This window comes from Candidatus Pseudothioglobus singularis PS1 (assembly GCF_001281385.1).
Taxonomy (GTDB): domain Bacteria; phylum Pseudomonadota; class Gammaproteobacteria; order PS1; family Pseudothioglobaceae; genus Pseudothioglobus; species Pseudothioglobus singularis.
Genome location: NZ_CP006911.1, coordinates 1,677,021 through 1,701,283, shown reverse-complemented (window position 1 = coordinate 1,701,283; position 24,263 = coordinate 1,677,021). Strand labels below are relative to the sequence as shown.

Annotated in this window: 26 protein-coding genes and 1 tRNA gene; 13 read left to right on the top strand and 14 right to left on the bottom strand. The window is 40.4% G+C overall.

The features are described 5' to 3' along the window. Window positions 1-5: 5 nt before the first annotated feature. Together petA and W908_RS08595 are read right to left on the bottom strand one after the other, a co-directional pair. Complete coding sequence (petA, locus tag W908_RS08600; protein WP_053820751.1) at window positions 6-623, bottom strand: ubiquinol-cytochrome c reductase iron-sulfur subunit; 618 nt, start codon at window positions 621-623, stop codon at window positions 6-8. A gap of 85 nt (window positions 624-708) precedes the next feature. Further along, window positions 709-1,062 (bottom strand): hypothetical protein, encoded by a 354-nt coding sequence (locus tag W908_RS08595; RefSeq protein ID WP_236849149.1) that lies wholly within the window; start codon window positions 1,060-1,062, stop codon window positions 709-711. On the opposite strand from W908_RS08595, the gene secA reads away from it, so the two are divergent. Together secA and pyrC are read left to right on the top strand one after the other, a co-directional pair. Beyond that, entirely contained in the window at window positions 1,061-3,727 is a 2,667-nt protein-coding gene (gene secA / locus W908_RS08590; protein ID WP_470250166.1) for a preprotein translocase subunit SecA, read from the top strand. The genes W908_RS08595 and secA overlap by 2 nt on opposite strands. Before the next feature lie 36 nt (window positions 3,728-3,763). Beyond that, window positions 3,764-4,801, top strand: coding sequence for a dihydroorotase (pyrC, locus tag W908_RS08585; RefSeq protein WP_053820816.1), 1,038 nt, complete (start codon window positions 3,764-3,766; stop codon window positions 4,799-4,801). Here pyrC and ribF read toward each other — a convergent pair. The 10 genes from ribF to uppS form a co-directional block, all read right to left on the bottom strand. Then, a complete protein-coding gene (ribF, locus tag W908_RS08580; RefSeq protein ID WP_053820749.1) occupies window positions 4,798-5,721 on the bottom strand; it encodes a bifunctional riboflavin kinase/FAD synthetase in 924 nt (307 codons plus the stop codon). The genes pyrC and ribF overlap by 4 nt on opposite strands. A gap of 40 nt (window positions 5,722-5,761) precedes the next feature. After that, on the bottom strand, window positions 5,762-6,778 hold the full coding sequence (gene mutY, locus W908_RS08575) for an A/G-specific adenine glycosylase (RefSeq protein ID WP_053820748.1): 1,017 nt from the start codon (window positions 6,776-6,778) through the stop codon (window positions 5,762-5,764). A 2-nt stretch (window positions 6,779-6,780) separates the two neighbouring features. Then, window positions 6,781-7,833 carry a homoserine O-succinyltransferase MetA gene (gene metA, locus W908_RS08570; RefSeq protein WP_053820747.1) on the bottom strand — a complete coding sequence of 351 codons (1,053 nt, stop codon included), beginning with the start codon at window positions 7,831-7,833 and terminating at the stop codon, window positions 6,781-6,783. A gap of 4 nt (window positions 7,834-7,837) precedes the next feature. After that, complete coding sequence (locus W908_RS08565) at window positions 7,838-8,668, bottom strand: ATPase (protein ID WP_053820746.1); 831 nt, start codon at window positions 8,666-8,668, stop codon at window positions 7,838-7,840. A gap of 12 nt (window positions 8,669-8,680) precedes the next feature. Continuing rightward, the gene (locus tag W908_RS08560; RefSeq protein ID WP_053820745.1) at window positions 8,681-9,481 is read right to left on the bottom strand and encodes a DUF2797 domain-containing protein; all 801 of its coding nucleotides are present in this window, start codon (window positions 9,479-9,481) and stop codon (window positions 8,681-8,683) included. Next, on the bottom strand, window positions 9,472-10,347 hold the full coding sequence (locus W908_RS08555; protein ID WP_053820744.1) for a phosphoribosylaminoimidazolesuccinocarboxamide synthase: 876 nt from the start codon (window positions 10,345-10,347) through the stop codon (window positions 9,472-9,474). The genes W908_RS08560 and W908_RS08555 overlap by 10 nt, the downstream gene beginning before the upstream one ends. 78 nt (window positions 10,348-10,425) lie before the next feature. Then, a complete protein-coding gene (locus W908_RS08550; RefSeq protein WP_053820743.1) occupies window positions 10,426-11,544 on the bottom strand; it encodes a M23 family metallopeptidase in 1,119 nt (372 codons plus the stop codon). Between the two features lie 11 nt (window positions 11,545-11,555). Continuing rightward, complete coding sequence (gene dxr / locus W908_RS08545; protein ID WP_053820742.1) at window positions 11,556-12,707, bottom strand: 1-deoxy-D-xylulose-5-phosphate reductoisomerase; 1,152 nt, start codon at window positions 12,705-12,707, stop codon at window positions 11,556-11,558. Then, on the bottom strand, window positions 12,704-13,510 hold the full coding sequence (locus W908_RS08540; protein ID WP_053820741.1) for a phosphatidate cytidylyltransferase: 807 nt from the start codon (window positions 13,508-13,510) through the stop codon (window positions 12,704-12,706). Before W908_RS08540 ends, dxr begins: the two co-directional genes overlap by 4 nt. Continuing rightward, a complete protein-coding gene (gene uppS, locus W908_RS08535) occupies window positions 13,510-14,256 on the bottom strand; it encodes a polyprenyl diphosphate synthase (protein ID WP_053820740.1) in 747 nt (248 codons plus the stop codon). Before uppS ends, W908_RS08540 begins: the two co-directional genes overlap by 1 nt. A 122-nt stretch (window positions 14,257-14,378) precedes the next feature. Here uppS and hisF point away from each other — a divergent pair, with 122 nt between their 5' ends. From hisF to W908_RS08515, 4 genes are read left to right on the top strand one after another with little or no spacing between them, the layout of a single operon-like run. Beyond that, a complete protein-coding gene (gene hisF / locus W908_RS08530; protein ID WP_053820739.1) occupies window positions 14,379-15,152 on the top strand; it encodes an imidazole glycerol phosphate synthase subunit HisF in 774 nt (257 codons plus the stop codon). 59 nt (window positions 15,153-15,211) lie between these two features. Further along, window positions 15,212-15,748, top strand: coding sequence for a redox-active disulfide-containing membrane protein (locus W908_RS08525; protein WP_053820738.1), 537 nt, complete (start codon window positions 15,212-15,214; stop codon window positions 15,746-15,748). Further along, window positions 15,748-16,644 (top strand): heme o synthase, encoded by an 897-nt coding sequence (gene cyoE / locus W908_RS08520; protein ID WP_020026680.1) that lies wholly within the window; start codon window positions 15,748-15,750, stop codon window positions 16,642-16,644. The genes W908_RS08525 and cyoE overlap by 1 nt, the downstream gene beginning before the upstream one ends. A gap of 2 nt (window positions 16,645-16,646) precedes the next feature. Next, entirely contained in the window at window positions 16,647-16,838 is a 192-nt protein-coding gene (locus W908_RS08515) for a DUF2970 domain-containing protein (RefSeq protein ID WP_020026679.1), read from the top strand. Here the strand turns inward: W908_RS08515 and W908_RS08510 are convergent. Together W908_RS08510 and W908_RS08505 are read right to left on the bottom strand one after the other, a co-directional pair. Next, window positions 16,824-17,558: an SCO family protein gene (locus W908_RS08510; protein WP_053820737.1), complete on the bottom strand. Its 735-nt coding sequence runs from the start codon at window positions 17,556-17,558 to the stop codon at window positions 16,824-16,826. The genes W908_RS08515 and W908_RS08510 overlap by 15 nt on opposite strands. Window positions 17,559-17,581: 23 nt before the next feature. Further along, window positions 17,582-18,556 (bottom strand): COX15/CtaA family protein, encoded by a 975-nt coding sequence (locus W908_RS08505; protein ID WP_053820736.1) that lies wholly within the window; start codon window positions 18,554-18,556, stop codon window positions 17,582-17,584. Window positions 18,557-18,867: 311 nt separating this feature from the next. Between W908_RS08505 and coxB the strand changes: the two genes are divergently transcribed. The 7 genes from coxB (at window position 18,868) to W908_RS08470 (ending at window position 24,258) form a co-directional block, all read left to right on the top strand. Further along, window positions 18,868-19,989, top strand: coding sequence for a cytochrome c oxidase subunit II (gene coxB / locus W908_RS08500; protein ID WP_053820735.1), 1,122 nt, complete (start codon window positions 18,868-18,870; stop codon window positions 19,987-19,989). Window positions 19,990-20,004: 15 nt separating this feature from the next. After that, complete coding sequence (ctaD, locus tag W908_RS08495; RefSeq protein WP_020024941.1) at window positions 20,005-21,618, top strand: cytochrome c oxidase subunit I; 1,614 nt, start codon at window positions 20,005-20,007, stop codon at window positions 21,616-21,618. Window positions 21,619-21,717: 99 nt separating this feature from the next. Continuing rightward, window positions 21,718-22,239, top strand: coding sequence for a cytochrome c oxidase assembly protein (locus W908_RS08490; RefSeq protein ID WP_020024939.1), 522 nt, complete (start codon window positions 21,718-21,720; stop codon window positions 22,237-22,239). A gap of 15 nt (window positions 22,240-22,254) precedes the next feature. Continuing rightward, the gene (locus tag W908_RS08485; RefSeq protein ID WP_020024938.1) at window positions 22,255-23,133 is read left to right on the top strand and encodes a cytochrome c oxidase subunit 3; all 879 of its coding nucleotides are present in this window, start codon (window positions 22,255-22,257) and stop codon (window positions 23,131-23,133) included. 69 nt (window positions 23,134-23,202) lie between these two features. Beyond that, window positions 23,203-23,421: a DUF2909 family protein gene (locus tag W908_RS08480; RefSeq protein WP_053820734.1), complete on the top strand. Its 219-nt coding sequence runs from the start codon at window positions 23,203-23,205 to the stop codon at window positions 23,419-23,421. Further along, window positions 23,421-24,119: an SURF1 family protein gene (locus W908_RS08475; protein WP_053820733.1), complete on the top strand. Its 699-nt coding sequence runs from the start codon at window positions 23,421-23,423 to the stop codon at window positions 24,117-24,119. The genes W908_RS08480 and W908_RS08475 overlap by 1 nt, the downstream gene beginning before the upstream one ends. A gap of 63 nt (window positions 24,120-24,182) precedes the next feature. Beyond that, window positions 24,183-24,258, top strand: a tRNA-Thr gene (locus tag W908_RS08470). Window positions 24,259-24,263 lie beyond the last annotated feature (5 nt).

Below are 24,263 nucleotides of genomic sequence, written 5' to 3'. Positions count from 1 at the left end.
TTCTCTTATGTATTTTGTTGGTCAACGCCAACACGAATCAATGAATCAGTGACGTATTGATAGGGAGGTATTACTAGGTTGGTTGGGGCAGGCACACCTGCATAAACTCTTCCAGCAAGGTCAAACTTAGAGCCATGACATGGGCAATAAAAACCGCCTTTCCAGCTGTCTCCACCAAGATCAGCTGCACCAGGCTCTGGTCTATAGGTTGGTGAGCAGCCGAGATGTGTACAAACGCCCACAATAACAGCAACACTTTCTTTGTTTTCAATTGAGCGATAGTTTGCTGTAACGTAGCCAGGCTGTTGGCTTTTAGAGTTGCCAGTTCCATCAGCGTCAGCAAGCTTGCTGATTAGGTCCTCTGAGTCAAGAGACTCTAAAGCTTTTTCATCACGTTTAAATATCCAAACAGGTTTTTTGCGCCATAAGACGCGAACAAGCTGACCAGCCTCTAATTTAGAAATATCAACATCTACAGGCGCCCCAGCTGCTTTAGCTTTAGCCGACGGTTTCCAGGTTGACAAAAAAGGCCATGCTGCAAAGCCAACACCAACTGCGCCAACTACACTGGTAGCCTTGGTTAAAAAACGTCGTTTTTTTAGGTCGATTGTTTGTTCTGACATTAAAATTCCGAATGATATTTGGTGAAAAACCGTATTATTATAAAGTAAAGGGCTGATATTTAAAAGCTAAAAGTATTCAACTAATCTAGTATTTTTTTTCATCAACTCTAACAGCTAAAGATTTTGTATCAGAGAGGCCATCAATTTTTCTTATGATTGAGATAAGCAGCTTTTTTTGTCTTTTGGCGCGAAAGGCAACAGAAGCGTTCTCGGCAATGAGAAAGACCTTTTGATCATCAACAAGAGAAAGAGTGAGGCCATTTAGCTCAGTGGGAACTTGGGATTGAAATTCAGAATTAAAGCGATTGTGTGACTTTGCTTTTTCGAACATTGTTCCTAGTTTGCCTTCAGCTTTAAAATTTGTAGGGTTTTCTTTTGTTTTATCTTGCATATATGAGAAAATACCACAGTTTTGTCTACTAATGTTTCGTTCTTCCATGAGTATTATAAATAATGTTTTATCAAAGGTTTTAGGGTCGCACAATGACCGGCTAATTAAAAAGTACAATAGCCAGGTCAATAAGATCAACTCGCTAGAAGAACAGATGAAGTCTTTGAGTGATAGTGATTTGTCATCAATGACTGAAAAATTCAAAGCAAGGCTTAAGGAAAATGAGTCTGTTGAGAGTGTTTTGCCAGAAGCGTTCGCACTAGTTAGAGAAGCAAGTCAGAGAACATTAGGCCTTAGACACTATGACGTTCAGCTTATTGGCGGCATGGTTCTTAATGAGGGCAGTATTTCAGAGATGGGAACTGGTGAAGGCAAGACGCTTGTTGCAACTCTTCCAGCCTACCTAAACGCAATAACTGGAAAGCGAGTTCACATCGTCACAGTCAATGACTACTTGGCATCCAGAGACGCCGAATGGATGGGAAAAGTCTTTTCTTTTTTGGGGCTTACTGTTGGAACCTCAGTTTCAGGAATGTCTGGAGAGGAAAAACAAAAAGCCTATTCTTGTGATATCACCTATGCAACTAACAATGAGCTTGGTTTCGATTATCTTAGAGATAACATGGCCTTTTCCCAAGAACAAAAAATGCAGAAAGAGCTTTCCTTTGCAATTATTGATGAAGTTGATTCAATTCTAATTGACGAAGCAAGAACTCCGCTAGTAATCTCTGGTCCGACCGGAGATCATGCTCAGGCATACAAAGCCATTAATAAAATGATTCCTAGCTTTACACTTCAAACTGAAAAAGGGGAAGGCAAGGAAGTTGAGATTCTAATACCAGGCGATTACACTATTGACGAAAAACATAAACAGGTTTTTTTGAGTGACGATGGACACACAAAAGCTGAAGATATGCTCATAGAGGCTGGGGCTTTGCAAGAGGGAGCTAGTCTTTATGATGCAAGCAATATTATTTTACTTCAGCATTTGATTTCTGGGCTTAGAGCGCACGTTTTATTCCAAAAAAACGTAGACTACATTGTTCAGAATGATGATGTTGTGATTGTTGATGAGTTTACCGGCAGAACAATGGAAGGAAGAAGGTGGTCTGAGGGGCTTCATCAGGCGATAGAAGCCAAAGAAAATGTAAGTATTAAGAAAGAAAACCAAACCTTAGCATCAATCACTTATCAAAATTATTTTAGGCTTTATGAGAAGCTTTCTGGGATGACGGGTACTGCAGAAACTGAGGCTTCAGAGCTTCAAGATATTTATGGCTTAGAGGTTGTTGTTGTTCCTCCAAATACAAAGTCTTCAAGAGTTGATCATTCAGATCTAGTTTATGGGACTATGCAAGAAAAGCTTGATGCAGTGGTTAAAGACATTCAGGAGTGTCAAGCTAGGAAGCAGCCTGTTTTGGTTGGCACCAACAGCATAGAGAGTTCAGAAAGCGTATCAGCTTTGCTTACAAAGCATAAAATTAAACATGAGGTCCTTAACGCAAAACAGCATGAGAGGGAGGCTGAGATTGTTGCAAATGCAGGAGCCCCGGGCGCCGTTACAATTTCAACTAACATGGCCGGACGAGGAACTGATATCGTTTTAGGCGGCAGGCCAGCTGAAGATGCCGGTGAGCCTGAAAAGAATGCTTGGAGAGACAAGCATAATGCTGTTATTGATTCAGGAGGGCTTCATATTGTTGGTACTGAGCGAAACGAATCACGACGTGTTGATAATCAGCTTAGAGGGCGCGCTGGAAGGCAAGGAGACATTGGTTCAACCAGATTTTACTTGTCTTTAGAAGACAATTTGATGAAGATATTTGCTTCTGAAAAAACTGCAAGTATGATGAAAAAGCTCGGCATGAAAGAAGGAGAGGCTCTTGAGCACAGCTGGCTCAATAAGACAATCGCCAATGCTCAAAAGAAGGTTGAAGGAATGCACTATGACGCTAGAAAGCACCTTCTAGAATATGATGATGTTGCGAATGATCAAAGAAAGGTAGTATATGAACTAAGAGATGAGCTGATGGGCACTGAAGATGTAAAGGTTCGTTATGAAACAATAAGAGATGATGTTATTAGTGATCTTTTTGGCGCTCATATCTCACCCAGGGTTGCAGAAGAAGATTGGGATGTTGAAGGCCTAAAAAGCACTTTGTTAAAATCTTATGGAACTGATATTCCTCTTCAGGGGATGCTTGATGAGGGGATGAATGTCGATGAAATGTTAAAAATGATTCAGCAAGGCTTTCTTAAGTCTCATGAAACCAAGGAAAATAACCTTGGTGTTGAGATGATGAGAACATTTGAAAAAGCGGTTATGCTAAGAGCTCTGGACCATCATTGGAAGGAGCATTTGGCCATTATGGACCAGCTCCGACAAAGTGTTAATTTGCGCGCAATAGGCCAAAAAAACCCAATTCAGGAGTTTAAGCGTGAGTCATTTTCTATGTTTACTGAGCTTCTTGATACCATTAATATTGAAATTGTTCAGGCGCTTTGTAGTGTGAATCTTGAGCAAGTTAGTTCAAAGCAGCAAGAAATCCTTGAAGAGCAAAAGCAAGAGGAAAGCCCAAAACCTCTCCCTAGAAAAGCTGCGCCTCCACGGAGAGTGGTCTCATCAAAACAACCCATTAAAAACTTAAAAGTTGGAAGAAACGATCCTTGCCCATGCGGGTCTGGAAAAAAATATAAGCAGTGCCATGGTTAATGACCCCTTCTATTTTGATGCATAGTGTCAGATAAAGTGCAACAACTAACTATAACTAAGCCTGATGATTGGCACTTGCACTTGAGGGGAGGGCGAGAAATGAGCTCAGTTGTCGGAATGACTGCAAAACAAATGGGTAGAGCTATCATTATGCCAAATCTTTCTCCGCCTATAAGAACATCAGAGCAAGCCTTGGCATATCGTGAAGAGATTATGCAAGCTCTTCCCAAGGATACGAGCTTTAGTCCTCTAATGACGCTGTATTTGACAGATAGTACAACTCAAAAAGATATAATTAACGCTAAAAAAGAAGACCATATATATGCTGTAAAGTATTATCCTTCTGGCGCCACAACAAATTCGGATAGCGGCGTTACAAACATATCAAAAGTCTATCCTGTTCTTGAACAGATGCAAAAAGAAGGTGTTCCACTTCTTGTTCACGGAGAGGTTACTGATAGTGATATAGATATTTTTGATAGAGAGAAAGTTTTTTTAGATTCTATCCTTGGGCATTTGGTTAAAAACTTTCCTGATCTTAAAATTGTTTTGGAGCATATTACAACTAAAGACTCTGTTGATTTTGTGACCCAAGGCAATACAAATATAGCTGCAACAATAACTGCACATCATTTACTTTCGAATAGAAATCACATGCTTGTTGGTGGTATTAAGCCGCACTATTACTGTCTGCCTGTCTTAAAAAGAAGGGTTCCTCATCAAGAGGCATTAATAACAGCCGCCACTTCTGGAGATTCAAAATTTTTCCTAGGAACAGACTCCGCTCCGCATGATAAAAGTCAAAAAGAGTCGGCTTGTGGGTGTGCTGGGGTGTTCAGTGCGCATGCAGCTATTGAGCTTTATGCAGAGGCTTTTGACGGTGTAAATAAAATCAATATGCTAGAGGGCTTTGCCTCATATTTTGGACCTGACTTTTATGGACTGCCCAGGAACTCCGAAAAAGTCACATTGGAAAAAGCTAAATGGCAAATCCCAGAAAGCTATGACTTTTCAAGCTCTAGAGTTATTCCTTTTTATGCTGGAAAAAGCCTTTCTTGGAAGCTAAAGGTTTAAGAAATATTTTGGCGGAAGTAGAGTCTGCTTTTTTCAACATCTTTTTTGATTTGAGTTTTTAATTCGTCAAATGATTCAAATTTTTTCTCTTCACGACACTTCTGTTTGAATATTACAGTTACATACTCACCATAAATCTCTTTGTTAAAATCAAATATAAATACCTCTAAAAGAGTTTTATTGCTCCCAAGTGTTGGTCTTTTCCCTACGTTGCATATCCCATTGTATGTTTTTGATTTAAGTTTGACAAGGACACTATAAACCCCTAGAACAGGACTTAGTTTTCTGTGAATGCTTATGTTTGCAGTAGGAAAGCCAATTGTCCTGCCAAGCTTATCTCCATGCGCAACCTTGCCACTAATTGAAAAAGGCCTGCCAAGAAATTTTTTAGCCTCAGCAAAGTTTCCATCAGTAAGGAAATTTCTTACTGCAGAGCTGCTAACACGTTGATTATCTAGTAGCACACTGTTTAATTTCTCAATCGTATAGTTGTTTTCATGAGAGGCTGCCTTTAGCATAGAAAAGTCACCAAGACGATCCTTTCCAAAACGAAAGTCATCACCAATAAAGCAGTGCTTAACCCCAATTTTCTCCACAAGGACTTGATTAATAAAAGAGGATGCTGAAAGCTCAGAAAAGTCTTTATTAAACCTAATTAAAAGATGCTTGTCTACTCCCAAAGACTCCAGAAACAAATGCTTATCCCTAAAGCTACTAAGCCTTGCTTTTGGTCTTCCAAAAAATGTTTCGGGCGTTACTGAAAAAGAGACAACAAGAGAGGGTAGCCCCATTTTTTTTGACTTAGAAACAAGCTTTTTTAATATCTCTTGGTGTCCAAGATGAACGCCATCAAAATTACCAATGGTGAGGATACACCCAGACTGTTTTTTTAAATTGTGAAGGCCTCTTATCAGTTCCATTCTTGTATTTTACTCACTGACTCTATTGATTATTGGTCAATTAAAGCGCCTGAAGTATCTTTTTAACAGGCGCAGGAGTGCCAAGAGCTAAGCTGCCTGCATCATAATAGTTGGCTAACCCGCCAGGCGAATCAACCAAAATTGGGTTGATCCACAAATTAAAGTGAGTGAAGGTGTGTTTAAATTTTGAAAGCCGTCTTATAATCTTTGCGCTATCGTTATGCTGGCGAATTGCCAAATCAATAGCTTCAGTATTGTCATCACACTCTACAAAGCTCCATAGCCCGCCCCATATTCCCCTGCCAGGTCTTTTTTTGAGAAAAACCTCATGACTTTCATTTTTAAATATCAGAAATGTAATAGTTTTTTCAGGAAGCTTATCTTTTTTTGGTTTTTTGTTTGGATAAATACCTTGCTCTTTGGAGAGACAGGCTCCACAATGACTAGCTATTGGGCAGTTGCCACATAGTGGGTTTTTTGGTTTGCAGATGGTTGCACCAATGTCCATGATTGCCTGAGTGTATTCAGCATTTTTAGTTTGGGGCGTGTGATGTTTTGCTAAACGCCATAATTCCTCCATGACTTTGCTCAAAGAGTAATGGCCTTCAACTTTGTGATAACGTGAAAGAGTTCTTTTCACATTGCCATCAAGAATTGGAGTGGATAAGCCGCTTCCTAATGACAAAATTGCGCCAGCAGTGGAAGGACCAATGCCAGGTAGTGCAACAATCTCATCATATTTTTTTGGAAAGACTCCCTTATGATTAGATGCGATTATCTTCGCAGTTTTGTGAAGGTTCCGGGCGCGACTATAATACCCAAGCCCTGCCCAATTTGACATGACCTCATCTTCTTTTGCATTTGCAAGAGCCGTTAGGTCCGGAAAGCAGATGATGAACTTATTAAAGTAGTCAATGACTGTGATGACTTGTGTTTGCTGGAGCATGATTTCAGAAAGCCAAATATGATAAATATTGGGCGGGGTTGATTGCCACGGAAGGTTTTTTCTCCCATTGAGCTTAAACCAATGCAGTATGTCGCTTGCTAGCTCTGTCACCTTTACAATCCAAGTGGATTTTGTGGGTCTACCGACTCCATAAATGGTAGCTTAATATCTTCATTGGTTACCTGATAAAAGCATCCAATCCAGTTATTGATAATTGCACTTGCACTATCGTGCCATGTATTGTCAAGCGTTTGCATGATGAGCTGCTCAGGAAAATCTTTTATTGAGGCTGACTTGGCTATGAGCCTGGTTTTATATTCCTCTAAAATTGCACAACATTGAGTCGTAAGATAATTCGCAGGAAAAGGCGGATAGTCTGAACGACTGCCTTCAAGGTAAAGGGCAATTTCTCTTTTCAGTTCCTTTAAAAGACTAATGGAGTCATATTCTGGGTGTCCTTGAAAGAAGACAATGCGAAACAAGTCTGGGCTAACAGCCAAATGAACACCAATTTTGCTAGCAGCTAAAACTTTAATATTTGCCATTTCAAACTGAGGCCTAGAAATTTCATTATAGCGAGAGTGCGGAACATCAAATCGTGTGTTAACTCCCTTGACTAACGGATGGGTTCGATCAACAACCTGATGGGGGAAAACTCCCCAGTGTTTTTTTCCAATAGGGCTTCTTTTTTGTTTGTATTTAAACTCTAAAACAGCGTGAGTAGCGAGACATGAGCACAATGTCGAGGTTACATTTTCATAAGACCAGTCAACAACTTCACGAAGCTCATTATAAAAAGGGGCGAGCTGAAGGTCAGGATCAGTAACATTTGCACCAGTAATAATCAGAGCATCAAGGCCTTGAAATTTTATTTCATCAAAGCTTTTATAGTGGCTTTTAATATGTTCTGAGGCTTTTTTGCCTCGTTTGATGCTAGGGAGGGAAAAAGGATGAATGTAGAGTTGAGCCACTTGGTTAGAGCGACCAACCAACCGAAAAAACTGTCTTTCGGTGGCCTCAAGCGCAGAATCAGGCATCATATTCAGCAGGCCAATGTGAAGGGCTCTAATGGCCTGATGAGAGGCCCTTTCTTCAGACAGTATTGTTTCCCCTTGTTTTTCGAGGCGTTCAAAGGAGGGTAGTTTTGAGTGTGCTATAAGAGGCATGACTTCAGAGTGCGCTAGTGATTAAATTAATAACATCATTTGCAGAGCGGCAATTATGAAGATCATCGCTTTGAATTGTACAGCCATATTTATTTGCAATCGCTGTATATTTTTTAAGCCTATATTCTATAAGCTTTGGAAAAACCCAGCTTACAAAATCATCAGGGTTAACTTGAGCTGCATAATCTAAGCTATTTTCAGCAAGATACGTATTGATAGACTTCTCAAAAAAATGCGAATTATAATACATAGGCTTTGGGTTAGTTTTGGCACGCTCAATTAGAATTCGTTCATTCTCTGCGTTGGTCTGTATGTATACGATGAGGCTTTTTTCTGAGAGAAGCTTGAACAGGACTTGGTCTTCGAGCTCACAAAGGCTCCCTCCAGCATCATTTATAAAATGACTAAAGCCTTCCGCTTGGGACTTTTTAATAAAGTTAGGCACTTCATACATTGTCTTTTTTTCTGCCTCAAAAAAAAGACTTTGACGACGAATAAATTCACCTATTGGAAGGCCCCCTTCTTCTGGGTTGCCAACCTTTCCTAAGAATGCTGAGATTGGCTCTAGATTATCAAAGCTTACTTGGCTATTAATGCTGATTGACTGGTTATCTAAAAGTCTCCTTAGCCAATTATCTGTTTTCATCTTATCAGAAATATTTGCAATTATAGCTTCTTTTAGATGGGCTGCACCAATCCTATAGTCTCCAGAAAAATGAAACCAATCTCCTTCTTCTCCAATAAGCTTTGCCAGATGAGTTTTGCCAACACCAGACATACCCAAAAGAGTAATAGACTTATTTTTCAGTTTTTTAAACTCTTCTGCAGATATCATTATAAAAGACCATTAGCTATTAATTATAAGATGATATGAGCTGAATTTTCTAAGGTTTAGCACGCCACCATCTAGTAATAAGTATTGTCCTTTAATTCCTTGCAAAACGCCAGAGATGAGGGGTGTTTTGTCAAAATTTAAAGAGACAATCTTTGTTGGATATTTTAACACAGGGTACCTGATATTGATTATTTCGCCCTTAAGGTCTCTAGCTTGAAGCTCGTTAACTAAGCTAGGTATTTTTGCTAAAAGGCCATTTTTAGCTTCTACTAAGTCAATATCTTTGACCTCGTTTTTAAGCATTGTGCGCCAGTTTGTCTTGTCAGCCACATAGGACTTAAGGGCCATCTCAATTTTCCCAGAATCAAGCCTTGTTTTAACCTCTAAAATTGGTAAAGCGCATACTGCTCCTTGGTCTATCCATCTTCCTGGAGTATTTGTTTTTCGAGTAATCCCAACCTTTATCCCAGAAGAGTTAGCTAGATAAACGATATGTGGAGAAAAACAATTGGTAAGGCCCCACTCGGGCTCTCTACAGGTCCCTAGGTGATGATGGCAGGTTTCTGGCTTCATGATGCACATGTCACATCTTGCAAGTGAGCGAGCACATGGGAAGCAATATCCTTGTGAAAAGCTTTTATTGGTTTTTTTACCACAATTTGAGCATGTAATTTCTTGTTGAAAGCTCAGCTCAATTTGCCTGCCTACTAGCGCATTCATGTCAACAGTTTCGCTACCAATCGGTAGGCTATATTTTGCCTCTCCATCAGCCAGAGAAGTTTTCATCATACTTATAGGTCCAGCTAGTTGCATAATATTGACTGAATATCCATATATTTATTTGCTGCTTGGCGCATGATTTTTTGCGGAATTTTAGGCGCGGGAGGCGCCTTGTTCCAGTCAAGCGTCTCAAGATAGTCTCTGATGATTTGTTTGTCAAAGCTTATTGGACTTATTCCGGGAGTATAGTCAGGCAGCGACCAAAACCTGGAAGAGTCAGGCGTCAAAACTTCATCCATAAGCGTGAGTTGGTCATTTGAGTCAAGTCCAAATTCAAGCTTAGTATCGGCAATAATAATGCCTTTTTCTATCGCAAGTTTTGATGCAAAGCTATATATTTCAAGACTTACCTCTTTCATTTCTTTAGCTAGATCTATGCCAATTAGGCTCTCAACCTCTTCAAAAGAAATATTGGCATCATGTTCTCCAACTGCAGCCTTTGAGGACGGCGTAAAGATTGGTTTTTCAAGTCGGCCTGCAAGCCTTAGGTCTTCAGGTAAAGCAATACCACAAACCGACTGAGACTCTTTATACTCTTTCCAGCCAGAGCCAATTAAGTAGCCTCTAACGACCGCTTCAACAGGAAGAGGCTTGAGCTTTTTGACAACAATCGCCCTTCCTGAAAGTGTCTCCGCCTCTTTGGCTGTTAACACCTCTTCAGGTTTTATTTTGGTTAGATGGTTTTGAACAATATGCTTAGTTTTGTCAAACCAGAAGTTTGCTATTTCTGTAAGGATTTTGCCTTTACTTGCAATTGGCTGGTCAAAGATAACATCAAATGCGGAGAGCCGGTCGGTAGCTACAATGAGCATGTATTGAGAATCAATATCATATATGTCTCTTACTTTTCCCTGATGAAGTAGAGGCAAGGATAGATCTAATCGAATAGGAGAGCTCATTTGATTACTTTAATAGCTTTATGGCTTTATTTTAATCGATTGAGCTAAAGGTTTGTTTAAGTTGCTATGGATAGAGACCTATTTAATTTTTAATTTTGTAAGTATTTGTTTGGCTCTTTTTTGAAAGCTTGCCATCTCAGCATTTGGAACGATTGATTTTTTGCTAAGCTTAACTTTTTCAGCATCTTTGTGAACTCCGTTGATACGAATCTCGTAATGAAGATGCGGCCCCGTTGACATTCCAGTAGTTCCCACGTATCCAATGAGCTCACCTTTTTTTACTCGCTTGCCCGATTTTAGGCCCTTAGCAAATTTTGACAAATGGGCGTATACCGTGACATACTCTGAGCCATGCTTTAGATAAATGACGTTACCATAACCTGATAGTGTGGCAACATATTTAACAAGCCCTTTTGCTGGGGCATATACAGGGGTTCCGCTTGGTGCAGCAAAATCAGTACCTCGATGAGGCCGATAAGTCTTAAGGGTTGGGTGATAGCGGCGCAATGAAAACCCAGAGCTAATCCTGTTGTACTTTACAGGAGCAAATTTAAATGAGTCGTTTAGCGTTTCACCATTGGCGCTATAGTATTTCTTTCTGCCAAGAGAGTCCTTGTGAGAGAAAAGCGCAATAGTTTTTCTTCCGCTAATATAAATCATGGCACTCGGCGTCTTCTCTCCTTCCCATGATAAAAAGAACCTGTCACCTTTTCTGAGATCACGACTGAAGTCAATCTCCCATGAAAAGTTATCCACCATCATTTTTACAACTTCAGCATCAACACCAGCCTTCTTGGCATCGTAATTAAGAGACTTATTGATTGTAATGACAGTAAAGGAGACATCTCCAACAGGTTGTATATTTGATTTTTCAAAGCTAAATCTTTTTCCATCATAGTTTATGAAGAGCGGATTATCATTTGCAGGGTTAAATATAATTTGCTTGAGAGCATGATTATCATTAAGGCTAATCTCGAATTTATCACCGGGATAGATATTGTTGAGCCTTTGAGCTCTCGGATCTGACGTCATTAGTTTTGTCAGCAGCTTGCCTGAAAGCCCTGCGCTATAGAAAAACTTATAAAAAGCATCCCCACGCGAAACCTTAAAGCTAAAGTCATGCTGACCGCCTGCAAAAGAGGGGGCTGAGAAAACCACACATGCTAGAAGCAGTGAAATAAAAAAAGATTTAATCATTAGTGTTGAGTTTAGTCGTTTTTAGAAATTAACGACAAGGCCAGTTGACGTGAAAGCTGGTCATTTTCCACAACACTAGGGAGTGTGTCAAGATTTTGAGTGGGCGTCTCGTTGAGTGTTTTTTCAATTATCTTACTGATGTCTAAAAAGCTTATTTTATTTTTTAAAAAGGCATCAACAGCAACCTCATTCGCTGCGTTTAGAGTGCCAGGGGCGTTTCCTCCTTGTTTTATGGCTTGATATGCAAGCTCTAAACATTTGTACTTTTTCATGTCGGGCGGAAAAAATTCCAGTGGAGGCTGTTTAGTAAGGTCTAGCACCTCGACTCCTGATAGCTGTCTTCCAGGAAAAGACAGGGCATAAGATATTGCACTTCTCATATCGGGAAGGCCCATTTGTGATAGAACGCTGCCATCATCATAATAGACGCACGAGTGAACAATGCTTTGAGGGTGCACAATAACTTCAATGTGAGTTGCAGGAAGATTAAACAAGAAGCTGGCCTCAATCACTTCGAGCCCCTTGTTCATCATTGTTGCAGAGTCAACAGAAATTTTTTGTCCCATTTTCCAGTTCGGATGATTACATGCCTCCTCTGGAGTGACTTTACTAAGAGAGACAAATGGCATATTTAAAAATGGCCCGCCAGAAGCGGTCAATTGAATTTTGTTTAATCCTTCCTTGCCCGCCTGAAGGCATTGAAAAATTGCGCTATGCTCAGAGTCAACTGGAATGATTTCAGCACCTGATTTGTTGGCGGCGTTCATTAGAAGAGCGCCGCCTAAAACCAGAGACTCTTTATTAGCGAGCATTATTCTTTTGCCAGCCATAGCGGCAGAAAAAGTGGACGACATACCAGCTCCACCAACAATTGCAGCCATAACAAAATCAGTTTGAACATGAGAGGCGATATCATCAAGTGCATTCTCACCGCTTAAGACTTCCACCCCCTTTGGTGCGAGCTTTCTTAGGTTGTTAGCCGCTTCTTCATCGACCAAAATTGCGTATTTTGGCATATGTTTTTTGCAGAGCTCATTCAGGCTTTTCCAGTTTGAGTGCGCGCTGACAGCGAACGCACTATATTCGTCTGGATGGCGAGCAATAACATCTAGCGTATTGAGTCCAATTGAGCCTGTCGCCCCAAGAATTGCAATATTTTTCATAGGACAAAGACCAGAAAGAGAAGAAATATTGGTGCAGACGATGTTAGGCTATCAATGCGATCCAAAAGCCCGCCATGCCCTGGAAGAATATCTCCACTATCTTTATAGCCGCTAATGCGTTTTAATAAGCTCTCAAATAAATCACCAAGGACTGAGACTAAAGAGACCACGAGGGCTAAAATACTAAAGACCAAAAAGTCTTTTAAGTTCGGCGCCTGAACAACAATGAAGACATAACAGAGAGCAACAGCCTGGGCAAGAAGAACGCCGCCATATAGGCCTGCCAGTGTTTTGTTTGGGCTCACCTCAGGACAGAGTTTTTTATTGCCAAACTGTCTTCCTGAAAAATAAGCGCCGATGTCTGCTGCCCAGATTAGTGCCAGTAGAAAAAGCACTAATGAACTATTTTGAGACTGAAGAATAATGAGTGAAGCCGCCATCGGCACAAATAGAAAGAGCCCATTTATTACTGATGTGTAAATATTTTTGCTAACACTGGCATGACTATCTGGGTATTTTATGACCCAATATAAAGCGACAAACCACCATGTTAGTGCTAGGAATAGTAAGGGTGCTAGTAGTGCTGTGTTTTTAGAAAAAACAAAAGCCAGCGCTAATATTGCTATAGTGAAAATGGCTTTATTGGTAGGGCTGGTTATTGAAACTAGTCTGCAATACTCCCAAGAGGCAATAATAAGAATCAATCCAAGAGCTGCTGAGAACCAAGTCTCATTTAATAGTAGTATTCCTGTAATAGCTATTGGTGCTAAAACAAGTGCTGTTAGAGCTCTTTTAATGAGCATTACCTCTCCCCATTGCGCTCACCATAGCGCCTATCTCTAGAATGAAAGTCCTTAATTGCATTATCTAGAGCATCTTCATCAAAATCTGGCCACAAGGCTTCACAAAAATAGAATTCACTATAAGCAATATCCCACAGCAAAAAATTGCTTAGCCTGATCTCGCCACTTGTTCGAATAAGAAGGTCAACTTTTGGATAGGCGGCTAGAGAGGTGAATGATTGAAAGGTTGAGGAGTCAATATCTTCTGGATTAATGTTGCCATTAGCGGATTCAAATGCAATTTTCTTTGCCGCTTCTGCAATGTCCCATTGGCCTCCATAATTAGCTGCAATGACGAGATTTAATCCTGAATTATTGGAAAGCTGTTTTTCTGCTTCGCGAGCAAGTGATTGTATTTCAGGGGTGAATACGGAGAGATCTCCAATAATTTTTAGTTTGATGTTGTTGTCTTTAAGTTTTTTTGTCTCAGTTTTCAAAACGGTTAAGAATAGCTTGAAAAGGAGACCCACTTCTTCACTTGAGCGTTTCATATTTTCACTACTAAAAGCAAAAAGAGTAAGTGTATTGACGCCTAACTTTGCACAGTGCTTGACAATTTTTCTAACAGTTCTAACGCCCTTTTGATGGCCACTCGAGCGCGGCAGATGCTTGGCTTTAGCCCACCTTCCGTTGCCGTCCATAATGATAGCTATATGCTTAGGAGGGCTTTGATTGTTGGTTTGCAAACCGGCATTTTCTGAGCTCATAGAGCGCAATTATACCCACTAGTCATTAAATTTCCCATTGCAAAGTATTTCAATTTGAACGATTAATTAAATAGGGCTCTCGTCAGACAGTAAATGAGGATTTATACGGTAAAATCCATACTATGAGTTTAGCAAAGAGAATAATTCCCTGCTTAGATGTCCGTGATGGAAGGGTGGTCAAAGGCGTTAAGTTTGTTGACATCAAGGACGCTGGAGACCCTGTTGAGGTTGCAAAGCGCTATGACAGGGAGGGTGCAGATGAAATTACGTTTCTTGATATAACGGCTTCGCATGAAGGAAGAAATACGACAGTTGCCATGGTCGAAAAAATTGCTGAACAAGTTTTTATTCCGCTGACTGTTGGCGGCGGCATTCGAGAGGCTGACGATGTTAGAGCCATGCTTAAGGCTGGGGCAGACAAGGTTGCAGTTAATTCTGCAGCTATTTTTAACCCGGGCCTAATTAATGAGCTCTGCGCTATTTTTGGGTCACAGTGTATTGTGATTGCAATTGATGCTAAAAGAGTTTCGTCAAAGCCTTCTAAATGGGAAATCTATACTCATGGCGGCAGAAAAACAACAGGCATAGACGCTATAGAGTGGTCTATAAAGATGACCGAGGGAGAGAATGGCGCTGGTGAAATACTGCTTACCTCGATGGATAGAGACGGAACAAAAGACGGGTTTGATCTTGAGTTAACGCGAGCCGTGTCTGATGCTGTCAATGTTCCAGTGATTGCCTCTGGCGGGGTTGGTAATTTATTGCACTTGTCCGAGGGTGTGGTCGATGGCGGGGCCGATGCAGTTCTTGCTGCGAGTATTTTTCATTTTGCCGAGTTTACAGTTGATGAGGCTAAAAAATCGATGCAACAAAAAGGCATCGAAGTAAGGCTATAGCAAGTTGAGTTTTTGACTCCTTCAGCGTATCATTACGCAGTTTTGATTTCAGGAAAAACATGACCTTTAAAAAAGAATTTTGGGCGCTTTTATCAATATTTCTCCTTCCTATAGGTCTGGGAACTTTGTTCTTTTATTTAAACCCAACTTATTTCAGCCAAAATACGGTTAACTATGGCGAATTAATTACCCCAGTAATTGTTACTGAAAAGTCAGACCTTGACATAAAAGGAGATGCCTCCCTGCAAGGAGTTTGGACGCTAGCCTACGTAACAGATAGTTGTGACAGCCTCTGCAATCAAGCTATTGCAGACGTGAAGACTATTCGCACACTGATCAATATGGACATGCGCCGAATCCAAAGAATGCTTATTACTAATGATGGATCAGCGCCTTCTGTTGAGGATGAAAAACTCATCCTAGCGAGCATCACAAGTGACAAGCTATTAGGCCAGCTTTCAAGGTTGCCAGAAAACTCTATTTTTCTGATTGATCCTATTGGAAACTTTATGCTTTATTACGATCCAAAGGATATCAACATAAAATTTGTGCTTAAGGATTTAAAGCGACTTCTTAAATACTCAAGGATAGGCTAATGGGCAACCTACCTTCCTTGAAAGATCTTTTGGGCCTCTGCAAGATTAAAGTTGTGATGCTTATTTTGCTTACAGCGGTCGTTGGAATGCTCCTAGCTGTTCCCTATGTGCCTAGTTTATTGCTCATTATTGCAGCGTCAGCAGGAATTTCATTGGCTGCAATGTCCGCAGCTGTATTTAATCATGTTGTTGATGAGAAAATTGATACGCAGATGTCTAGAACTGATCAGAGGCCTTTGCCTCAGGGCAAAGTTACAAGGGACCAGGCGCTTATCTGGGGTGCATTTTTGGGCGTTGTTGGAATCGCCCTTCTAGTCGTTTTTGTAAACTTATTAACTGCAGTTCTAACTCTTCTTTCTTTAATAGGATACGCCGTCTTTTATACTATGTATTTGAAAAGAGCTACTCCACAAAACATAGTCATTGGCGGCGCAGCAGGGGCTGCGCCACCAGTTCTTGGGTGGACATCTATTGCGGGTTCGAATGGCCTTGAGTATGCATTACTCTTGTTTCTCATTGTTTTTATATGGACCCCTCCGCACTTTTGGGCTTTGGCTATTCACAGGAGCGAAGAATACAAAAAAGCCGAAATTCCAATGCTGCCAGTTACACATGGACTAGAATTTACTAGAGTACAGATCCTTTTGTATACAGTCCTTTTGTTTCTTGTAACTTTGCTACCTTTTCTAACTGGAATGAGTGGCTTGATATATTTGATTTGTGCAGTATCCCTTGGGGCACTTTTTTTAGGATACTCAATTAAGATTTTTCTTGAGCCTGAGAATTCTAAGATTGCGTTTAAGACTTTTAAATATTCAATTAATTATTTGATGGTTTTATTTGTGGGGCTGTTGATAGATCATTACCTTCTGATGAATTTTGGAGTTGTTGCCTAGACATGAAATCTTTGTTTCAGGTTTTTAGAGCAGTAGCCTCTGCAATGATTGGAGTTGGAAAAAAAAAGAATCTTGCCCAAGACTTTGATGCTACAGAAAAAACAGGCCCATGGCCATACATCATTGTAGCTCTTATGATGACCGTGCTTTTTATTGGCTCATTAATTTTTGCTGTAAGGCTAGTCCTGTCCTAAAACCTCTATGATCTTATCAAGAGCCTCAGCCATTGGTGCAGGCTCGTGAGGGTTTGTCAAAAGAGCAACTAGTTCCAGTTCTGGATTAAAGAGCAAATAGCTGCTAGTGTGATCAACATCATAATGTGCATCTTTTGAAGAGCTGGGCTTTTCATTAGCAACCATTTTGTGCGAATCATCAGCGTGATCATCGTGAGAATGATTATGATTGCTATGATCCTCTTGAGCTGTTTTTTGAGACTGAACCACTTCGTGATAAACGCCAAGAGCTTTGCTAATAGAAATTAGCTCATCTTGTTTTGCTGTTAAGCCCTTGAACGATGAATTAAAAGCTTTAGCAAAGTTATCTAGGTTTCCTAGATCTCTATCCGGATCAACAGAGACAAATACAACTTGAAGTTGATCACTATTTTCCATTAACTGTGATGCTTGGTTTATTTTGGAGAGGTCAATTGGACAAACATCTGGACAAGAAGTGTAGCCAAAATACAGAAGCGCCCATTTATCATCTGCCACATCTGATAAAGGAGTGTTTTTTGATGCATCATCGATAAAGTTGAGTTTGTCTGAAACTGATTTTGCTTCAGGATATAAGGACGCAGCAGGAGCAACAGACTTTTTGAGTTCCTCCATATTGGGCTTGCCACCAAAGAAGAAGAAAACTGCAGCACTAATAATGGCCGCAAGAATAAGGAAATAAATTTGAGTACTTTTTGTCATAATAAGACCTACAAATGTGGCAATTAGTTTTGAAGAGCGTTTTCTTTTGTGAACATTTTGTGAGCAAGGCTCACAAGACTCAAGAGCAGCGCAAGACCGATTACATTGTGCATTGTGGCAGCAAACATAGGCAGAGACATTACTACATTAATAATCCCCAGCGCAACTTGAATTGTTAGAAGGGCAAGAACTATAAGTAAACTGTTTCTGAGTGCTTTGTAGTTTCTAAGAGCAAATGAAAAAGTAATTATTGCTGCAGTTACAACAAGGGCGCCAACACGATGAACCATTTGGATTGCTGTTCGTGTTTCATTTTCTAGGACACCAAACTCATAATCAACTCCAAGTGGTCCCCAATAATAGGCATTATTAAAGTCCATGTCATCAGGCCACATCTCTCCTAGACAGCTAGGAAAATAGTCCCCACAGGCAAGTGCAGCATAGTTAGTGCTGGTCCACCCTCCAAGAAAAATTTGAAAAACTAGAAGTACAGTAACAATGGCAAGCATTATCTTATGCTTGTTGAGAATTGGCTGATCAAGAGTAAGAGGCTTACGTTCATTGAGAAGCAGCCAAAAGAGAAGAGTTGTTGTTGAAAAGCCACCCAATAAATGCATCGTAACTATCCCTGGATGTACTAATTCCGTTACTGTCCACATCCCTAGGGCGCCTTGAAAACCAACCAATAGTAGAAGTGCAGTTGGCAACTTTACAGAACGGAGCGTGTCCGGCCTCCTAAAAATTGCCAATAAAAAGATAATAACAATTGATAGGCCAAGTATTGAAGCGGCGTAGCGATGGACCATTTCTTTCCAGGCTTTTGCTATATCAAGGGGCCTGTCATATTCTGCAGAGATGACATCTGGAACCAACAGCTGACCATAGCAGCCTGGCCAGTCGGGACATCCTAGTCCCGCATCAGCAAGGCGAGTATATGCTCCTAAGATGACAACTATGAGAGCTAAAATAAATGAGAGGTTAAGTGCTTTAGAGTACATAAAATCCAGTAAATGAGGCAACCATTTTAGTTAACAAAGTAGTTGCTTGATTAAAAAATTCAAAAAACTTTAAATAAATGTGCATCTTTTATTTAGGGGTTTATTCTTTTTTTTCAACAATAGGAGTGTAATTTTTTAGCATTCAGTTTATTGGTGAAAAAAGTTCAATCAATATTGAGAATAAAGGTGAATTATTACTTGGTAAAAAAGAGATAAACAGGTATCATTTGGTTGCATTTTTTAATTGAAACTTGAAATTGCACATTCAAGTACTATTTATATAGCTATAAAAGGTTTAATTCGGAGAATCTATGAAACTATTTTTGACTATTACTAGCGCTATTGCAGCATTATTAGGCCCTAGATCTGCTTTTGCAGAGTACACACTTAATATGACAAAAGGCATCACTGACCTTAGCCAGGACATTTACTGGCTTCATATGATGGCATTTTGGGTTTGTGTTGGTATCGGCGTTGTAGTATTTGGTGCTATGTTCTATTCAATCATTGCCCACAGAAAGTCAAAGGGAGCTAAGGCTGCACATTTTCATGAGAGTACTACAGTTGAATTTATATGGACAGGAATTCCAATCTTAATCTTAATTGCAATGGCAATTCCGGCCTCCAAAACATTGATTGATATTGAGGTCCTTGAAAAGGCAGACATGACTATCAAGGTTACCGGCATTCAATGGAAGTGGCAGTATGACTATCCTGAAGAAGGAATCAGCTTTGTTTCAAATTTGGCACAATCTTCGAGAGACGTTATTAAGGCATCACCTGAGGAGCGTGAAGCTGTTCACAAGGAAAGTGACTACCTTCGCTCAGTTGACAATCATCTCGTTCTTCCAGTTGATACAACGGTTAGATTTTTAATTACTTCTAATGACGTTATTCATAACTGGTGGGTTCCCGCTTTTGGCGTCAAGCAGGATGCTAATCCTGGATTTATCAATGATGCATGGGCTAAGCCAAATGAAATTGGAACTTATAGAGGACAATGTGCTGAGCTTTGTGGAAAAGATCATGGGTTTATGCCAATTGTGGTAGACGTAGTTTCTAAAGCCGACTATGCGGCTTGGGTTGAGAGCAAACAGGCTGAAAAAGTTGCTGAATTAGCTAGCGCTACACAAGAATGGACAGAGGCTGATTTGGTTGCAAGGGGTGAGGAAGTTTACAACGCAAACTGCTCTGGTTGTCATCAAAAAGACGGCTCAGGTATTCCAGGAGTCTTCCCAGCAATGATAGGGTCAGAAGTAACAAATGGCCCCGCAGATTATCAAATAGGCATGGTTTTAAATGGCTTAAGGGGAATGCCTGCATTTAAGATGCTTAGCGATACAGATATTGCATCGGTAATTACCTACGAAAGAAGATCTTTTGGTAACAATGGATCAGTTGTTCAACCATCAGATGTTACATCTGCACGTTAATTTAAGGAGAAACACATGAGCTCAACTACAGCGGCAGCAGCACACGACGATCACCATCATGGCCCTGAAAAAGGACTCCTAAGATGGGTTAAAACAACTAATCACAAGGATATTGGAACGCTTTATCTGTGGTTTTCTTTTGCAATGCTCTTGGTGGGCGGTGCCTTCGCTATGGGCATTCGTTCAGAATTATTACAGCCCGGACTGCAATTGTTTGAACCACAATTCTATAACCAGCTGACAACAATGCATGGGTTGATCATGGTATTTGGTGCCATTATGCCTGCCTTTGTAGGCCTTGCAAACTGGCTGATTCCTATGATGGTAGGAGCTCCCGATATGGCTCTTCCAAGAATGAATAATTGGAGTTTTTGGATACTGCCTTTTGCTGGCACGATCCTACTGAGCACATTTTTTATGGAAGGTGGTGCACCTGCTTTTGGATGGACTTTTTATGCTCCACTCTCAACAACATTTGCACCAGATTCAACTGACTTCTTTATCTTTGCAATTCACTTGCTTGGTTTCTCATCAATCATGGGCGCCATTAATATTATTGCAACCGTTCTTAATATGAAGGCACCTGAAATGAGATTAATGGATATGCCTCTTTTTGTTTGGACTTGGTTAATCACATCATTCCTGCTAATCGGCGCAATGCCAGTTTTGGCTGGAGCTGTAACTATGATGCTTACAGATCGTAATTTTGGAACCGCTTTCTTTGATGCAACTGGCGGTGGAGACCCGGTCATGTTTCAGCATATTTTCTGGTTCTTTGGGCATCCAGAGGTGTACATTATGATTTTGCCAGCCTTTGGCATTATCTCCCATATTATTCCTACTTTTGCAAGGAAGCCACTCTTTGGTTATTCATCGATGGTTTATGCAACTGCATCAATTGCATTCTTGTCTTATATTGTATGGGCTCATCATATGTTCCTAACGGGAATGCCTGTGGCAGGAGAACTCTACTTTATGTACGCAACGATGTTGATCGCTGTTCCAACTGGTGTTAAAGTTTTTAACTGGGTTGCAACGATGTGGAAGGGTTCAATGTCATTTGAAACGCCAATGTTATGGGCGCTGTCTTTTGTATTTTTATTTACAATTGGCGGCTTCTCAGGCTTAATGCTTGGAATAGCGCCTGCTGATATACAGTATCACGATACATATTTTGTTGTTGCACATTTCCACTACGTTCTTGTAACTGGAGCCTTGTGGGGAATCATTGCAGCTGTTTTCTATTGGCTGCCTAAGTGGACTGGAAAAATGTATAACGAGCGCTTAGCGAAAGTCCACTTTTGGATTGCTATGATTTCAGTTAATGTAACATTTTTCCCACAACACTTTATAGGATTAGCGGGGATGCCTCGTCGTATTCCTGACTATGCGCTTCAGTTTGCTGACTTTAACTTCATTTCATCAATTGGCTCTTTTGCCTTTGGCCTATCATTTCTTTTGTTTACCTATATTCTGGTTGACTGTATTCGAAATGGCAAGCCAGCAGTTGCAAGACCTTGGGAGAGTGCTAAGGGCCTAGAGTGGACATTGGCTGCGCCAGTTGCTTACCATACGTTTGATGAGCCACCAACCAGAGCTGAAATTTTAGCTGAGTCTCAGCACAGTTAATGGCAGAGAAGAACAGCAAAGGCCAAGGCCGAACTGCACTCATAGTGGCCATTGTAGCAATAGGATTGTATTTAGCAACCATAATGCTTAACGGCTGATATGGAGAGAAAAAAAATAACAAAAGGGTTTTGGATAAAGCTTGTATCCGTCCCTGTTTTGATGTTCTTTTTTGCTTATGCCATGGTGCCAATATATGATGTATTGTGTGACTTAACTGGGTTTAATGGTAAGACGGGCACTGTAGAAACTGAAAAGCAGTATCAGATTAATGAAGAGCGTGAAGTAACGGTTAGTTTTTTTGCGTCAACTAGTTCTGGTTTTCCAGTTCAATTTGCGCCAAAAGTGACTTCAATGGAGGTTATTCCAGGGAAGTTTTATAACATGAGCTACATTGCTAAAAATACGACCGATGAGGTAATTTTTGGTCAAGCAATACCCAGTGTGGCGCCAACAGATGCGGCGTTACATTTTAAAAAATTAGAGTGTTTTTGTTTTGTTAAGCAAGAGTTTCAGCCTGGAGAGGAAGTAGAAATGGCACTTCGGTTTGTGGTTGAGCCTGAAATGGCAGAATGGATTAAAGATGTGAGCTTGTCATATAATTTTTATAAGTTAGATAGTTAATTAAAGGGAGAGAAAATGAGCAACGAAAAATATTATGTTCCTCATGGTACATATTGGCCAATTATAGGATCAATAGGCATTTCAACACTATTTGTTGGCTTTGCAAATCAAATGCATGATGTCAGCTGGGGCTGGCCTGTGATGGTTCTGGGTTTTGCCATCATAGCATTTATGATGTTTGGTTGGCTTGGTACGGTAGTTGCTGAGAGCGTGGGTGGGATGTATAACTCCCAGGTCGATAGATCTTTTAGGTGGGGCATGAGCTGGTTTATTTTCTCTGAGGTTATGTTTTTTGCGGCATTCTTTGGGGCTCTTCTTTATGCAAGGGTCTTGAGTGTTCCATGGCTTGGAGGAGAGTATAACAACATTTATACACCACAGCTTTGGGAGGGATTTAAGGCGGCTTGGCCACTAATTTCTACTCCAGGTGATGTGGGCCAGAATGGGGTGGCTTTTTCAACAAACTTTAAACTAGTAGACACTTGGGGGCTGCCAGCTCTAAATACGGGGCTTCTTTTAACTTCAGGTGTAACTCTTACATATGCACATCATGCCTTAAGAGCTGGACACAGAGATGCTTTGATGGCATGGATGCTAGCAACGATTGCGCTGGGCGTTATTTTTCTGGGCTTTCAAATTACTGAGTATGGCCATGCGTACCATGACGGCCTTAAATTAACCTCAGGGATTTACGGCTCTACATTCTATTTGTTAACTGGGTTCCACGGGTTCCACGTAACAATTGGCGTTATTATGCTAACAGTTATTCTTTACCGTATTCAAAAAGGACACTTTAATCTCGAAAATCATTTTGCATTTGAAGGAGTTGCCTGGTATTGGCACTTTGTTGATGTGGTATGGCTAGGACTGTTTATTTTTGTATACTGGATATAATATCGAAATAGAGGTTTAGTTAAAGGCCCCTATCAAGGGGTCTTTTTTTTCAAGCAATCAAGGAAAGGTATGAATTTATTTGTAATTGCAGTACTCGTTTTAATATTTTTATTTTTAGGCTCAGCAGTTATCGGCCTCCTTAGAGGCGGTAAAGCGGGCTCAGATAGAATGTTTAAAGCGCTAAGAATGAGAATTATTCTATCAGTTCTCCTTTTTGCATTCTTGTTGCTTGCAGGTGCATTAGGCTGGATTGAACCAAATGGCTTTAATCTTTTGCCTACTCAGTAATGAGCTTTAGGTTCTTAATTCCATCGGTACTTATAGTTGCAACTATTGCCTTTCTGACGTCATTGGGATTTTGGCAGCTTGACCGCGCTAACGAAAAGCGTGCAATAGAGGCTTCAATTCAAAAAGCAAATACAGGCATTGTAGAATTAATCGCTGATGAAAATAGGCTGCTTGAAAAAGAGTATTACCAGGTCAGACTTAAGGGGCAATACCAGAGTAATAAGCAGTTCATCTATGATAACCAGATTGTTGACCAAGTTTCTGGCTACTATGTTTTAACGCCATTTAAATTAGAGAACCAACCCAGCGCTATTATTATCAATCGAGGCTTTATTCCTTGGAATGGCGATAGGGAAAAACTAGCCGACGTCTCAATAAAAAAAACCAAGTCAGAGATTAAGGTTCAAATTTCAAAGCCAATCAAAAGAATTGAATTGAAATCAAGCGAGATAGGCAATAACTTCCCAGTTCTAATTCAGGCAGTCGATTTAGTCAAAATGAGCGAGTTAGCAGGCATTGATTTTTCTAGCATGGTTGGACTATTAGACGCATCAATGGATGATGGATTTGTTAGAAAATGGGTGCCTTATACGGGAAGTATTGAGAAGCATATTGGGTATGCCGTGCAGTGGTTTTTGATGGCAATCGTTCTTGGAATTATAGGTATCCGTATTGCTATAAAACAGAGAAAAAAGTAACTCTATTTTGAGGCTATAAAATAGTACTGAAAAAAAATTCTTTACTGTATAATTTCGCTCTAAGCCGACATAGCACAGTTGGTAGTGCAACTGATTTGTAATCAGTAGGTCCGCGGTTCGAGTCCGTGTGTCGGCACCAACAAA

Bases quoted from the DNA above. Each gene is read 5' to 3' on its own strand.
- petA (WP_053820751.1), bottom strand. From the start codon at position 623: ATGTCAGAACAAACAATCGACCTAAAAAAACGACGTTTTTTAACCAAG.
- secA (WP_470250166.1), top strand. From the start codon at position 1,061: ATGAGTATTATAAATAATGTTTTATCAAAGGTTTTAGGGTCGCACAAT.
- W908_RS08595 (WP_236849149.1), bottom strand. From the start codon at position 1,062: ATGGAAGAACGAAACATTAGTAGACAAAACTGTGGTATTTTCTCATAT.
- ribF (WP_053820749.1), bottom strand. From the start codon at position 5,721: ATGGAACTGATAAGAGGCCTTCACAATTTAAAAAAACAGTCTGGGTGT.
- metA (WP_053820747.1), bottom strand. From the start codon at position 7,833: ATGCCTCTTATAGCACACTCAAAACTACCCTCCTTTGAACGCCTCGAA.
- W908_RS08565 (WP_053820746.1), bottom strand. From the start codon at position 8,668: ATGATATCTGCAGAAGAGTTTAAAAAACTGAAAAATAAGTCTATTACT.
- W908_RS08560 (WP_053820745.1), bottom strand. From the start codon at position 9,481: ATGCAACTAGCTGGACCTATAAGTATGATGAAAACTTCTCTGGCTGAT.
- W908_RS08555 (WP_053820744.1), bottom strand. From the start codon at position 10,347: ATGAGCTCTCCTATTCGATTAGATCTATCCTTGCCTCTACTTCATCAG.
- W908_RS08550 (WP_053820743.1), bottom strand. From the start codon at position 11,544: ATGATTAAATCTTTTTTTATTTCACTGCTTCTAGCATGTGTGGTTTTC.
- dxr (WP_053820742.1), bottom strand. From the start codon at position 12,707: ATGAAAAATATTGCAATTCTTGGGGCGACAGGCTCAATTGGACTCAAT.
- W908_RS08540 (WP_053820741.1), bottom strand. From the start codon at position 13,510: ATGCTCATTAAAAGAGCTCTAACAGCACTTGTTTTAGCACCAATAGCT.
- uppS (WP_053820740.1), bottom strand. From the start codon at position 14,256: ATGAGCTCAGAAAATGCCGGTTTGCAAACCAACAATCAAAGCCCTCCT.
- hisF (WP_053820739.1), top strand. From the start codon at position 14,379: ATGAGTTTAGCAAAGAGAATAATTCCCTGCTTAGATGTCCGTGATGGA.
- W908_RS08525 (WP_053820738.1), top strand. From the start codon at position 15,212: ATGACCTTTAAAAAAGAATTTTGGGCGCTTTTATCAATATTTCTCCTT.
- cyoE (WP_020026680.1), top strand. From the start codon at position 15,748: ATGGGCAACCTACCTTCCTTGAAAGATCTTTTGGGCCTCTGCAAGATT.
- W908_RS08515 (WP_020026679.1), top strand. From the start codon at position 16,647: ATGAAATCTTTGTTTCAGGTTTTTAGAGCAGTAGCCTCTGCAATGATT.
- W908_RS08510 (WP_053820737.1), bottom strand. From the start codon at position 17,558: ATGACAAAAAGTACTCAAATTTATTTCCTTATTCTTGCGGCCATTATT.
- W908_RS08505 (WP_053820736.1), bottom strand. From the start codon at position 18,556: ATGTACTCTAAAGCACTTAACCTCTCATTTATTTTAGCTCTCATAGTT.
- coxB (WP_053820735.1), top strand. From the start codon at position 18,868: ATGAAACTATTTTTGACTATTACTAGCGCTATTGCAGCATTATTAGGC.
- ctaD (WP_020024941.1), top strand. From the start codon at position 20,005: ATGAGCTCAACTACAGCGGCAGCAGCACACGACGATCACCATCATGGC.
- W908_RS08490 (WP_020024939.1), top strand. From the start codon at position 21,718: ATGGAGAGAAAAAAAATAACAAAAGGGTTTTGGATAAAGCTTGTATCC.
- W908_RS08485 (WP_020024938.1), top strand. From the start codon at position 22,255: ATGAGCAACGAAAAATATTATGTTCCTCATGGTACATATTGGCCAATT.
- W908_RS08480 (WP_053820734.1), top strand. From the start codon at position 23,203: ATGAATTTATTTGTAATTGCAGTACTCGTTTTAATATTTTTATTTTTA.
- W908_RS08475 (WP_053820733.1), top strand. From the start codon at position 23,421: ATGAGCTTTAGGTTCTTAATTCCATCGGTACTTATAGTTGCAACTATT.